This is a genomic window from Dorea amylophila, assembly GCF_025567265.1.
Lineage (GTDB): Bacteria > Bacillota > Clostridia > Lachnospirales > Lachnospiraceae > Dorea_A > Dorea_A amylophila.
This window is the reverse complement of record NZ_JAOQJW010000021.1, coordinates 24,135-36,681: the sequence shown is the minus strand read 5'-3', so window position 1 is coordinate 36,681 and position 12,547 is coordinate 24,135. Positions and strand designations below refer to the sequence as shown.

At 40.7% G+C, this 12,547-nt stretch carries 14 protein-coding genes; 13 read left to right on the top strand and 1 reads right to left on the bottom strand.

Annotation, left to right across the window (positions count from 1 at the left end; genetic code table 11):
* Window positions 1-9: 9 nt before the first annotated feature.
* From OCV72_RS12960 to OCV72_RS12900, 13 genes are all read left to right on the top strand, one after another.
* Window positions 10-1,641, top strand: coding sequence for an NAD(P)/FAD-dependent oxidoreductase (locus OCV72_RS12960; RefSeq protein ID WP_055284241.1), 1,632 nt, complete (start codon window positions 10-12; stop codon window positions 1,639-1,641).
* 142 nt (window positions 1,642-1,783) lie between these two features.
* Window positions 1,784-2,044, top strand: coding sequence for a DUF4321 domain-containing protein (locus OCV72_RS12955; protein ID WP_028085939.1), 261 nt, complete (start codon window positions 1,784-1,786; stop codon window positions 2,042-2,044).
* Window positions 2,045-2,104: 60 nt separating this feature from the next.
* Entirely contained in the window at window positions 2,105-2,797 is a 693-nt protein-coding gene (gene radC, locus OCV72_RS12950; RefSeq protein WP_055284240.1) for a RadC family protein, read from the top strand.
* A 34-nt stretch (window positions 2,798-2,831) separates the two neighbouring features.
* Window positions 2,832-3,860 carry a rod shape-determining protein gene (locus OCV72_RS12945; RefSeq protein ID WP_055284239.1) on the top strand — a complete coding sequence of 343 codons (1,029 nt, stop codon included), beginning with the start codon at window positions 2,832-2,834 and terminating at the stop codon, window positions 3,858-3,860.
* Window positions 3,860-4,738, top strand: coding sequence for a rod shape-determining protein MreC (gene mreC, locus OCV72_RS12940; RefSeq protein WP_055284238.1), 879 nt, complete (start codon window positions 3,860-3,862; stop codon window positions 4,736-4,738). Before OCV72_RS12945 ends, mreC begins: the two co-directional genes overlap by 1 nt.
* Window positions 4,739-4,741: 3 nt before the next feature.
* Window positions 4,742-5,260, top strand: coding sequence for a rod shape-determining protein MreD (mreD, locus tag OCV72_RS12935; protein ID WP_028085935.1), 519 nt, complete (start codon window positions 4,742-4,744; stop codon window positions 5,258-5,260).
* The gene (locus tag OCV72_RS12930) at window positions 5,253-8,192 is read left to right on the top strand and encodes a penicillin-binding transpeptidase domain-containing protein (RefSeq protein WP_242859266.1); all 2,940 of its coding nucleotides are present in this window, start codon (window positions 5,253-5,255) and stop codon (window positions 8,190-8,192) included. Before mreD ends, OCV72_RS12930 begins: the two co-directional genes overlap by 8 nt.
* A 17-nt stretch (window positions 8,193-8,209) precedes the next feature.
* A complete protein-coding gene (locus OCV72_RS16670) occupies window positions 8,210-8,800 on the top strand; it encodes a septum site-determining protein MinC (protein ID WP_055284236.1) in 591 nt (196 codons plus the stop codon).
* Complete coding sequence (gene minD / locus OCV72_RS12920) at window positions 8,782-9,573, top strand: septum site-determining protein MinD (protein ID WP_055284235.1); 792 nt, start codon at window positions 8,782-8,784, stop codon at window positions 9,571-9,573. The genes OCV72_RS16670 and minD overlap by 19 nt, the downstream gene beginning before the upstream one ends.
* A gap of 12 nt (window positions 9,574-9,585) precedes the next feature.
* Window positions 9,586-9,798, top strand: coding sequence for a cell division topological specificity factor MinE (locus OCV72_RS12915; protein ID WP_028085931.1), 213 nt, complete (start codon window positions 9,586-9,588; stop codon window positions 9,796-9,798).
* Complete coding sequence (locus OCV72_RS12910; protein WP_055284234.1) at window positions 9,795-10,919, top strand: FtsW/RodA/SpoVE family cell cycle protein; 1,125 nt, start codon at window positions 9,795-9,797, stop codon at window positions 10,917-10,919. Before OCV72_RS12915 ends, OCV72_RS12910 begins: the two co-directional genes overlap by 4 nt.
* 12 nt (window positions 10,920-10,931) lie before the next feature.
* Window positions 10,932-11,327: a methylglyoxal synthase gene (gene mgsA, locus OCV72_RS12905; protein WP_006426567.1), complete on the top strand. Its 396-nt coding sequence runs from the start codon at window positions 10,932-10,934 to the stop codon at window positions 11,325-11,327.
* Window positions 11,311-12,291 (top strand): D-alanyl-D-alanine carboxypeptidase family protein, encoded by a 981-nt coding sequence (locus tag OCV72_RS12900; RefSeq protein ID WP_242859265.1) that lies wholly within the window; start codon window positions 11,311-11,313, stop codon window positions 12,289-12,291. Before mgsA ends, OCV72_RS12900 begins: the two co-directional genes overlap by 17 nt.
* 46 nt (window positions 12,292-12,337) lie before the next feature.
* On the opposite strand, the gene OCV72_RS12895 is transcribed toward OCV72_RS12900, so the two are convergent.
* Complete coding sequence (locus OCV72_RS12895) at window positions 12,338-12,538, bottom strand: DUF378 domain-containing protein (protein WP_028085928.1); 201 nt, start codon at window positions 12,536-12,538, stop codon at window positions 12,338-12,340.
* Between the last annotated feature and the right edge of the window lie 9 nt (window positions 12,539-12,547).

Here is a 12,547-nt window from a genome sequence, read left to right as displayed (position 1 = left end):
TAAAAACATATGATTCGGATCAACCAGATGAAACTGAATATTGAACATACATCAGACGATTTTGAACGCAAGATTTTAAAAACACTTTGCATAAAAAAAGAGGAACTTCAGGGCTTTCAAATCCGCAAACAGTCGATCGATGCCAGAAAAAAGCCTGTTCTTTACTATGTCTATTCTGTAGATGTCCAGGTAAGAGATGAAGCAAAAGTTAAGAAAACGGTCAAAAATAATCAGATACAGTTCCAGGTTAAGCCGGACAGCTACCATTTCGAAGTAAAAGGGACAAAGGAACTAACACACCGGCCGGTCATTATCGGAACAGGTCCTGCCGGACTGTTCTGTGGTTATATGCTCGCTACGCACGGATATCAGCCAATTCTTCTGGAACGCGGAGCTGATGTAGATCAGCGTACAAAAGATGTGGAAGCATTCTGGGAAAACGGGCGGCTGAATCTTTCATCAAATGTTCAGTTCGGTGAGGGTGGCGCCGGAACATTTTCTGACGGAAAACTGAACACTCTGGTAAAAGATAAATTCGGACGCAACCATGAAGTACTACGTATCTTTGCCGAACACGGTGCTCCGGAATCCATCACCTACGAGAGCAAACCTCATATCGGTACCGATGTGCTCTCTGCAGTTGTAAAAGAAATGCGGAAATATATCTGTGCTCATGGTGGAGAAGTACGGTTTCACTCACAAGTCACTGATATTCAGACACATTCCGACAACGGTCAAAAGATTCTCCGCAAACTTAAAATCTACGATTCGCAAAAGAAGGAAACATATCTGCTCGATACAGATCTTGCAGTTTTTGCCATTGGTCACAGTGCACGGGATACTTTTTCCATGTTATATCAGCACGGCCTTCCAATGCAGCCGAAGGCATTTGCTGTTGGTGTACGAATCGAACATCCTCAGGAAATGATCAATCAGGATCAATACGGTAAGAATTATCCTTCCTTTCTTCCGGCAGCACCGTATAAACTGACCGCTAACCTCGATAATGGAAGAGGCGTATATACCTTCTGTATGTGTCCGGGCGGATATGTCGTAAATGCTTCTTCCGAAGAACACCGGCTTGCCGTTAACGGAATGAGTTACAGCCGCCGGGATAGCCAGAATGCCAATACTGCAGTGATCGTTACTGTTTCACCCGATGATTTTGAAAGTGATCATCCGCTCGCTGGTGTCGAATTCCAGAGAAAGCTTGAAGAAGCGGCATATCTCGAGGGAAACGGCAAAGTTCCGGTACAGTTATTTGGGGATTTCTGTGAAAACAGACCTTCCGTGCAGCTGGGTAGAGTCACTCCGCATATAAAAGGTATGTATCAGCTTGCAAACGTCAGAAATATTTTTCCGGAATTCATTGCAGAGTCGCTGACAGAAGGAATTCAGATCTTTGACCACAAGCTTCCCGGATATGCGCGGTGCGATGCCGTCATCTCGGGAGTAGAAAGCCGGACTTCTTCGCCTGTACGACTTATAAGAGACCAATCCCTTCAGAGCGAAATCCGCGGGATCTATCCTTGCGGCGAAGGCGCAGGCTATGCAGGCGGGATTACCTCTGCGGCTATGGACGGAATCAAAGCAGCCGAAATGATTGCTTCCGTTTATCATCCGTTCAAGATCGAATCTTAATTTTTTATCTAATCTGATCATTTTATGTAAAAAAATGAAAAGAAGTTTAAGAATTTTTTAATATCATAAACCTATACACTTTTTCTGAAATGTGATAAAATGTATTGAGTTTTTTAGATAGGAAAAACGAGGAGGAGTACATATGAAAGGTGCAGGAAGTAAAAACGCCTGGGCTTTATTTCTGCTTCTGCTGGCAGGAGTAGTTCTTGGTGGCTTTATTGGTGAACTGGCAAAAGGGGTGCCAGCTTTATCCTGGCTGGGCTATGGACAATCTTTCGGGATAGACGATCCGATCGTTCTGAATCTCGGAGTAATGGTCATAACATTTGGTCTATCGATAAAGATAACCATGGCAAGTATCATTGGCGTGATTCTTTCCATTATCATATATCGTTTCTTATAATTTACAGAATCTGTCTTTTGACTGAGTCTGTAAAAATGTCGTGCGAATCTAAAGAATAATATGAATCAATCAAATACCATAAGAGAAATGCCGAGAGACGAGCGACCATATGAAAAGTGTTCCCGTCTCGGAGCCGAACATTTAAGTGACGTTGAATTGCTGGCAGTGCTGTTACGAACCGGTACCCGCGGTGAAAATGCATTGGAACTTGCAGGAAGAATTCTTTATCATGCCGGCGGAATCGGCATTCTCGGAATTCATCAGTTTAACGCTGAACGTCTGAAGCAGATCAAAGGGATTGGCAACGTAAAAGCAATTCAGATATCATGTATATCTGAACTTGCAAAAAGGCTTGCAAAAGCGTCTTATCAGGATACAGTATGTTTTACCGATCCAAAAACGATTGCGCAATATTATATGGAAGATTTAAGACATGAGAAACAGGAACATATGAAATTATTAATGTTAAACTCGAAGGCAAAGCTGCTTGGCGAAACTACCATTTCCAAAGGGACTGTGAATGCATCCCTGGTCACGCCAAGAGAGCTTTTTATAGAAGCATTGCAGAAAAATGCAGTATCCATTATCATCTTACACAATCATCCAAGCGGAGATCCGTCTCCAAGCCGGGAAGATATGCTGACAACAAAAAGGATTCAGGATGCAGGTGCATTAATTGGAATTGAGCTGTTAGACCATATTATAATTGGCAATAATTGTTATATAAGTTTTCGTGAAGAGGGAATGCTGTAAAATTCTGCAACCAAGATAGAAAGGATTCTGTCAGATGGCAAGAAATGTATACGGACTGGATCTTGGGTCTTATGACATCAAGGTCTATGATAAGAAAAAAGACACAATCTGGAAAGAGAAGAACGTGATCGCATTTAAAGACAATCGTGACCGTGATATTTTTGCGGTTGGTGATGATGCATTTAGTATGTATGGGAAAGCTCCCTCAAACATCGAGATCACATTTCCGATGAAAGAGGGCGTTATTTCCAGATTTAACGACATGCAGTTTCTTCTTCAGAACTTATTAAAAAGAGGAAGACAGTTTTCCCGTGGTTCTGAATATGTAATTGCTGTTCCAACAGACGTTACCGAAGTAGAAAAGAAGGCGTTCTTTGATCTTGTGATCCATTCAACAGCCAAAGCAAAAGAAGTAAATATCGTAGAACGTTCGATTGCCGATGCAGTCGGATTAAATCTGGATATTCAGAATACAAAAGGAATCATGATCGCGAATTTCGGTGGTGAAACTACCGAACTGTCTGTACTGGCCGGAGGCGGAATGGTACTGAACCGTCTCGTAAAAGTAGGCGGACATACGTTTGATCAGGGGATTATCAATCTTGTAAAGCACAGTCACGACTTCCTGATCGGTCGGCAGACTGCTGAAGTACTGAGACGGAATTTCAATGTCTTTACCGGAGATTCTGATTCTATCTTATCGGTAGCCGGCAGAGACCTGATCACAGGTGTACCGATGCGGAAGCCGGTTTCTATCATGCTGATCCGTGCTGCAATGAAAGATCCGTTACTGGAATGCGTCAAAGCCATCCATTCCCTTCTTGATAGAACACCTCCGGAAGTCCGCAAAGCAATCTATGAGAATGGTATTTTCCTCACTGGCGGACTTGCAAATATGCCCGGCCTTGAAATTTATATCGAACAGATGGTAGGCATCAAGTCAAGAACTGCCCTGGAACCGGACACCTGTGCAGTCAATGGCCTGAAACGTATTATTATGTCGAAAGACTTAAGAAAACTGACATTTTCAATGATAGAAGATAATTATAGGTGGATGAGATAATGAAGACAAAAAATCAATCTTCCCTTCCAAGTAAATACTGGCTGATCATCGTAATCGTTATCTGCGTCATCCTGATGGGTGTGGAACGTATTACCGGAGGGAACGGACCAATCAGTTTCGTTGCAAACTATACAGTCATTCCTATGCAGAAAGGGATCGGATATGTTGGACGCTATATGAGCGATCTTTCCGATAACTTTGAAACACTACAGGACATGAAAAAAGAAAATAGAAAATTACAGTCCAAAGTAGACGACCTTACGATCGACAACACGCGACTACGCCAGGATCAATATGAACTGGAGAGGCTGAGAGAATTATATAAACTGGATGAAAATTATTCTGATTACAAAAAAGTAGGTGCACACGTCATTTCCAATAACGGCTCCAACTGGTTCAGTGATTTTACGATCGACAAAGGAAAGAAGGACGGCATTAAAAAGAATTGCAATGTCCTCGCCGGAAGCGGACTGGTCGGAATTGTAACGGAGGTTGGTCCGCATTATGCGAGAGTACGTTCCATTATTGACGACGAAAGTAATATCAGTGCAATGCTCCTTTCAACTTCTGACACCTGCGTAGTCAGAGGAGACTTGAAACAGATGGAAAACGGCAGGATCCGGTTTGAAAAACTTGCCAATAACGATAATAAGATTGAAGTCGGAGAACAGGTTGTTACATCTCATGTCAGTGATCGGTTCCTTCAGGGACTTTTTGTCGGATACGTCAGTGAAGTGAAAGTGGATTCTAATAACCTGACCCGGTCCGGATATATTACACCTGCTGTAGATTTCACTAAACTGCAGGAGGTTCTCGTTATTACCACAACGAAAAACGACCTGATCAAACAAGAATCCGCAGATACAAAGGGAGAGTAATTCATGAAACGAAAGTTGATTACATTTTGTATTATCATCATATGCTTTTTAATGGAATGCACCATCTTCCACCGATTGTCTTTTGCATCCATCAAACCGAACCTGCTGATTATCATCACTTCATCGTTCGGATTTATGCGTGGAAAGAAAGAGGGGCTTGCCGTAGGATTCCTTTCCGGCTTTTTGACGGATGTATTCTGGGGGAATACACTTGGATTCTATACGTTACTTTTCTCAGTGATCGGATATCTGAACGGATCATTCCGAAGACTTTTTTATGATGATGACATTAAACTTCCAATCGCACTGATCGCAGTCAGCGAATTGATCTATGGTTTAGTTACATACTTCTGTATGTATCTTTTGCGGGGGGATTTTGCTTTTGAAGCATACCTGAGACAGATCATTATGCCTGAGCTTGTATATACAATCCTGGTCACACTGATTCTGTATCAGATCATATTACACATTAACAAGAAACTGGAAGCAGAAGAGCAAAGGAGTGCAAGTAAATTTGTATAGTTTATGGGAACGGATCAAATCCGGCATTGCAGAATTCGTACAATCTCGAATATTCGTGCTGATCATTGTCTTTTGTATTACATCGGCAATTCTGGTACAGCGGATATTTTATCTTCAGATTGTAAAAGGACAGGAATACCTTGACGATTATAAACTGCAGATTCAGAAAACAAAAGAGATTCAGGGAACCCGTGGTAATATATATGACCGTAACGGCAACCTACTGGCTTATAATGAACTGGCATACTCTGTCACAATTGAAGACAATGGTTCTTATGACAGTATTGCACAGCAGAATAAAGTTTTAAACAAGACGATTTCTTCTGTTATTAAAATGGTAGAATCCAATGGCGATACCGTGATCAATAACTTTGGAATCATTTTGGACAGTAATAATATGTATCAATTTGTTGCACAGAATGAAACGCAGAAATTACGTTTTATCGCTGATGTATACGGTAAATCTACAATTGATAAGCTTTCCAAAAAACAGAAAGAGACTACTGCCGATGAACTGATTCATTATCTGTGTACAAATAAGCAGAAATTCGGTATTGATGAAAAATCTATGGACAAGTCCATGGTATTAAAACTGATCAATATCCGTTATCAGATCTGGCTGAACAGTTATCAGAAATACATTTCAACTACAATTGCCGAAGATGTCAGTGATGCAACAGTCGCAGACATCATGGAAAATCTGGACAAATTGTCCGGTATCAATGTAGAAGAAGAGTCACTGAGAAAATATGCTGACAGTAACTGCTTTGCAAACATCATAGGATATACCGGTCAGATTTCTCAGGAAGAGTATGATGCATTAAGTGACGCAGATCAGGAAAGATACAGCAAAACAGACACCGTCGGTAAAGCTGGTCTTGAAAAGGCACTGGATTCCCAGCTTCAGGGAAAAAAGGGAAGTGAGAAGCTTTATGTTAATAACGTCGGAAAAGTAATCAAAACAGTAAAGGGCACAAATCCCAAAGCCGGAAATGACCTGTATCTGACGATTGATGCCAATCTTCAAAAAGCTGCTTATAACATTCTGGAACAGGAACTTGCGGGCGTACTGCTTGCCAAAATACAAAACAATCTGGATTTTGACCGTAACAAAGTTGACGACGGAAGTGACGTTATCATTCCGATTGGTGATGTATATAACGCTATGATCAACAATGACGTACTTGATATGACGCATTTTACAGATGCAAATGCCGGTGAAGCCGAAAAAGAGGTTGCATCTGCATTCGCCGTAAGAAAAGAAGAAGTGAAGAATTCTCTTACGAAAATATTCAGCGATTCCAATGCAGCAGCATATAAAGACCAGCCGAAAGAAATACAGGCGTACCTCACCTATCTGGTATCGGATGTGCTGACAAACGTAACAGGTGTAGTAATGTCAAAATCCATCAATACCAAAGATGATACTTATAAAGCCTGGAAAGATGATGAATCTATTAATGTATATAACTATCTGAATTATGCTATTTCAAAGAACTGGATAGATACTTCACTATTGAAAGATTATATAAAATCAAATGAACAGTATTCTGATTCCAGTGAAGTATATCAGGGAATTATTAATTATATTTTGGATTATGTTGATTCAGACAATAGTTTTGACAAACTGATCTACCGCTATATGATAAAATCCGGAACAATTACCGGCAGGCAGGTATGCATGATGCTCTATGAACAGGGAATACTGGATCAGGATGATGAGCAGTATAACGGTCTGAAAGCAGGAAATGTCGGTGCATATGACTTTATGCGGAGTAAAATCCAGTCTTTGGAGATTACACCCGGACAGTTAGGACTGGAGCCTTGTACCGGTTCATTGGTTGCAACAGATCCGAACACCGGTGAAGTACTTGCATGCGTCTCTTATCCCGGATATGACAACAACCGTCTTGCAAATACCATGGATTCTGATTACTACAGCAAACTGCTTACCAATCAGTCCCGTCCATTCTACAACAATGCAACACAGGAAAAGACAGCACCTGGTTCCACTTACAAACCATTATCTGCAATTGCCGGTCTGACCGAAGGTGTCATTGACGTTAACACATATCTTCCATGTGCCGGAGTATATAAGAAAGTCACACCGAATCCAAAATGCTGGATTTATCCGTCATCACATGGTAACCTGAATGTATCACAGGGTATTCAGCATTCTTGTAATGACTTTTTCTATGAAGTCGGTTACAGACTGGGGCTCAATAATGTCGGTGATTCAAAGCTGGACAGTGATACCTCAGATGGAAAGAGTACACAGAATTATTATTCAAGCGAACGTGGTATTGCAAAACTTCAAAAATATGCGGAAGAATTCGGTCTTGGAGATACTTCTGGTATGGAAATTCCTGAATCTGCCCCGCAGATATCCGATGACAACTCTGTATTATCTGCTATCGGACAGGGTACCAACAACTATACTACCAGTCAGCTTGCAAGATATATCACAGCAGTTGCAAATGATGGAACCGTATACAACTTAAGTCTTTTAGATAAGGTTACAAGCCCTAAAGGGAAAACGATCAAAGACTATACTCCTGAAGTGAAAAATAAAGTTACCGATGTGTCCGCCTCTACATGGCAGGCAGTCCATGAAGGTATGAGAGCAGTTATAACTTCAGAAGATAAAGATATTTTTACAAAATTAAATTCGAGTGGTATTGCATTATCCGGTAAAACCGGAACTGCACAGCAAAGTCAGACTCATCCAGACCACGGTCTGTTTGTAGGATTTGCTCCTAGTGACAGCCCACAGATTGCATTTGCAATCCGTATTGCCAACGGCTACAGTTCGACATTTGCAGCTGAAGTCGGTAATGATGTCATGGAGTACTACTATAAAGTCACACCGGAAAACGAATTGATCACGGGATCTGCATCAGATATTGGTACCGGATCAAATGGTGGAGATTAAAGAAAGGATGATTCTATGTGAAAGACCAGGTGCTCATCAAGAGTAACAAATACGGCATCACTATTTATTTTGATTCAGACATTTCATTCGAGGAACTTCTGGAAGTCGTAAAAAAGAAATTCCAATCTGCTTCCAGGTTCTTTGCTCACGCAAAAATGGCTGTGGAATATGAAGGCCGTTCTTTCACAGAAGATGAAGAGCGGCAGCTGACAAGAGAAATTGAATCAGCTGCCAATATCGAAATACTTTGTATCATTGAGAAAAATACTGTTACAGAACAAGTCCATAAAAAAATGCTGGACGAAAGCCTTGAAGCCATCCATGAAAAAGACGGGCAGTTCTATAAGGGTACATTAAGAGGAAGACAGGTTCTTGAGTCCGAACAGAGCATTGTGATCATAGGTGATATCGAAGAAGGTGCTACCGTTGCATCCAAAGGAAATGTAATTGTAACCGGTACCATATACGGTACGGTGATCGCAGGTGCCTCCGGACGCAGAGATGCTGTCATAGCAGCTCTCCGTATGCAGTCGAAAAAACTGCGTATAGGAGAAGTAAAAGTAAAACCAGTTATAGGAGGAAGTTATTCATGGGCGAAGTTATCGTAATTACATCAGGAAAAGGTGGAGTTGGAAAGACGACTACAACTGCAAATGTAGGAGCAGGTTTATCGAAGCTTGGCAAAAAGGTAGTGATCATAGATACTGATCTAGGGCTGCGGAATCTGGATGTTGTGATGGGCATGGAAAATCTGGTCGTATATAATCTGGTCGATGTTGTGACCGGCGGATGCCGCTTGAAACAGGCATTGATCCGTGACAGCCGATATGAAAATCTATATCTGCTCCCGTCCGCCCAGACAAAAGACAAGTCGGCGGTATCACCGGAACAGATGAAAAAGCTCACTTCTGAATTAAAAGAAGAATTTGACTACATACTTTTGGATTGTCCGGCCGGTATTGAACAAGGCTTTCAAAATGCCATTGCCGGTGCTGACCGTGCATTAGTTGTTACAACTCCGGAAGTATCATCCATTCGTGATGCTGACCGTATCATTGGACTTCTGGAACAGAATCAGATCCGTAAGATTGACCTGATCATCAACCGCATCCGGATGGACATGGTGAAGCGGGGAGATATGATGTCCGTTGATGATGTCACCGAAATCCTCTCGGTACCTTTAATCGGAATCCTTCCTGATGACGAACAGGTTGTTATCGGGACTAACCAGGGGGAACCGGTAATTGGTCTCGATTCAACGGCAGGAAAAGGATATTTAAATATTTGTAAGCGTATTCTGGGATTGGAAGTTCCTTATATAAATCTTGATACCGGAAAGGGATTCTTCTCAAGGATCTCACATGTATTCAAGAAGAATTAGGAGGCCCTGAATATGTTGAAAAGCTCTTCCGTATCCATTGCAAAAAACCGTCTCCGCGCATTGGTCGTATCGGATCGGGTACAATGTACGCCTTCCGTTTATGATCATATCTGCCGGGACTTATATCAAACCCTTTCCAAATACGTGGAACTTACAGAAGATGATTTTCAAGTAGAGATTAACCGTTCACAGATAGTGATAAGAATAGCAGGAGAAGAAACGTGAGATCACATAGATTTACAAAACCATATAACTGGAAAAATTACAAATTCGGAATTGTTGCACTTGTAGGTATTTTATCCATTTTCGGTATCTTAGTCGTAGGCAGTGCAAAAGAATCTCTTCAGAACAAACAGATTCTTGGTGTCGTGATAGGTCTTGCGGCTATGATCATCGTGTCACTGATTGACTATATGTGGATCATAAATTTTTATTGGGTATTGTATATACTTTCTATCATTATGCTTACTGCAGTAAAATTATTTGGTGAGAATGTAAATGGTGCAACCCGCTGGATCAAGGTAGGCTTTATCCAATTCCAGCCTTCAGAACTTGCAAAAATATTACTGATCATATTTTTTGCAAAATTTTTGATGGAACACGAAGAAGATATCAATGATAAATTTACACTGTTGAAATATGCTGTCCTCGCAGGTATTCCGCTGGTATTGATCTTAATTGAGCCAAACCTGTCCACAACCATTTGTACCGCTCTTATGATCTGTCTTATGATCTATGTAGCCGGACTAAGTTATAAATTCATCGGTACCGTCCTTGTCATATTAATACCGGTCGCAGTCATCTTTTTAAGTATCGTTGTTCAGCCTGACCAGAAGCTTTTAAAGGATTATCAGCAGAAGCGTATCCTTGCTTTTATCGAACCCGAAAAATATGAAAGTGATGAAGCTTACCAGCAGAAAAACTCTGTCATGGCAATTGGTTCCGGTCAGCTAACAGGAAAAGGGCTGGATAATAACACGACCACATCCGTAAAAAACGGTAATTTCATTCTTGAACCACAGACAGATTTCATTTTCGCGATCATTGGTGAAGAATTAGGTTTTGTCGGAGGTTGTATAATTATTGCGTTCTTACTATTAATTGTGATACAATGTATTTTAGTTGGGATACGATCGCAAGACCTTGCAGGAAGAATCATATGCTGTGGTGTTGGGGGACTGATTGGCATACAAAGTTTTATTAACATTGGTGTTGCCACCAAGATATTACCTAATACTGGAGTACCATTACCTTTTGTAAGTTATGGACTGACATCTCTTGTAAGTTTATATATTGGAATTGGATTAGTCTTGAACGTAGGATTACAACCTAAAAAATACCAGTAAGGAGTGAATAATATGAATATAGGTCTGATAGCACATGATTCAAAAAAAGCACTGATGCAAAATTTCTGTATCGCATATAGAGGAATTTTAAGCAAACACAGTCTTTATGCTACAGGAACGACAGGGAGATTAATTGAAGAAGTTACAAACCTGAAAGTTCATAAATATCTGGCCGGTCCCTTAGGAGGAAAGCAGCAGTTAGGAGCGCAGATTGCGCAGAATGATATTGATGCTCTGATCTTTTTGAGAGAGCCTTCCAATCCAAAACCTCACGACCCGGATCTTAATGATGTGATCCGTATGTGCGACACTTATAATATTCCGCTGGCAACGAATCTTGCAACAGCAGAAATTATTATCTTAGCAATTGACAGAGGAGATTTAGACTGGCGTGAAATGTATCGGTAAATACTCAAAATTAATAGCTATGCTGTCATTGACGGCAATGGTGACAACCGGTTGTGGTTTTGGTTCAAAGAATGTAGTAGCAGATTATGAAATCGAAAATTATAACAAAAATCTGTATACAGGTGATTTATTTGCTTCTGATCTGTGTGTTGCATCTGGTGATGTCAATCTGAAAGGGATTACCTCTGCCGAAACAGATACACTTCATTCAGCAGCCTTGTTTGATGTTGACGGGGAAAAAGTTGACTTTTCCTATCAAATGTTTGATAAAATCTATCCGGCAAGTACAACCAAGCTTATGACTGCTCTGGTTGCTTTGGAAAACGCTGATCTGTCAGACGTTGTTACAGTGTCTCAGAATGCCGATATGAACAGCTTTGCTGCTGACGAAGCAACTTGCGGAATACAGGCTGGCGATAAGATTACATTATCCGATTTATTATATGGTCTGTTACTTCATTCCGGAAATGACAATGCAACAGCAATTGCAGAATATGTGGGCGGAAGTATGGATGGATTTGCCAAAATGATGAATAAAGAAGCGAAAAAGTTAATGGCAACAGGCACACATTTTGTAAATTCTAATGGTCTTCATAATGACGACCATTATACAACTGCTTATGACCTTTATCTCATTTTTAATGAATGCATTAAAAATGATGATTTTGTCAAAATCATCAAATCAAAATCACATACCGCAAAGGTTACCGGAAGTAGTGGTGCTGTAAGAAGTATTACCTGGGAACCTACTAATTTTTATGCTACCGGTGAAGCAGAAAAACCAGATAATGTAACTGTCATCGGCGGAAAAACAGGAACAACCAAGCTGGCCGGGAATTGTCTCGTTCTTCTTACAGAGGATGAGAACAATCATCCATATATCTCTATTGTAATGAATGCTGATACAAAGCCATTGCTTTATAAAGATATGACAGCAATTGTGGAAGCAATTCCTGAAAAATAATATGTAAAAATATAGAAGGGGCATCCATAATACGGATACCCCTTTTTTAGGATGAACTTCCGATTCTTCCATAAAGGCTGATGAGATAAAGTCCACATAGACCGATAATGGTATAAATAATTCTGGAAATCCATGTGAGATTTCCAAAGATTACGGCTACGATGTCCAGTTTAAATATACCAACCAGAAGCCAGTTAAGTGCACCGATGATCACAAGCGTCAATGCAGTGTTATCAAACCATTTCATCTGAGTAAT

Excerpts from the sequence above, each read along its gene's own strand:
- OCV72_RS12945 (WP_055284239.1), top strand. The coding sequence starts at position 2,832 with ATGGCAAGAAATGTATACGGACTGGATCTTGGGTCTTATGACATCAAG.
- OCV72_RS12955 (WP_028085939.1), top strand. The coding sequence starts at position 1,784 with ATGAAAGGTGCAGGAAGTAAAAACGCCTGGGCTTTATTTCTGCTTCTG.
- OCV72_RS12960 (WP_055284241.1), top strand. The coding sequence starts at position 10 with ATGATTCGGATCAACCAGATGAAACTGAATATTGAACATACATCAGAC.
- radC (WP_055284240.1), top strand. The coding sequence starts at position 2,105 with ATGAATCAATCAAATACCATAAGAGAAATGCCGAGAGACGAGCGACCA.
- minD (WP_055284235.1), top strand. The coding sequence starts at position 8,782 with ATGGGCGAAGTTATCGTAATTACATCAGGAAAAGGTGGAGTTGGAAAG.
- mgsA (WP_006426567.1), top strand. The coding sequence starts at position 10,932 with ATGAATATAGGTCTGATAGCACATGATTCAAAAAAAGCACTGATGCAA.
- mreD (WP_028085935.1), top strand. The coding sequence starts at position 4,742 with ATGAAACGAAAGTTGATTACATTTTGTATTATCATCATATGCTTTTTA.
- OCV72_RS12915 (WP_028085931.1), top strand. The coding sequence starts at position 9,586 with ATGTTGAAAAGCTCTTCCGTATCCATTGCAAAAAACCGTCTCCGCGCA.
- mreC (WP_055284238.1), top strand. The coding sequence starts at position 3,860 with ATGAAGACAAAAAATCAATCTTCCCTTCCAAGTAAATACTGGCTGATC.
- OCV72_RS12895 (WP_028085928.1), bottom strand. The coding sequence starts at position 12,538 with ATGAAATGGTTTGATAACACTGCATTGACGCTTGTGATCATCGGTGCA.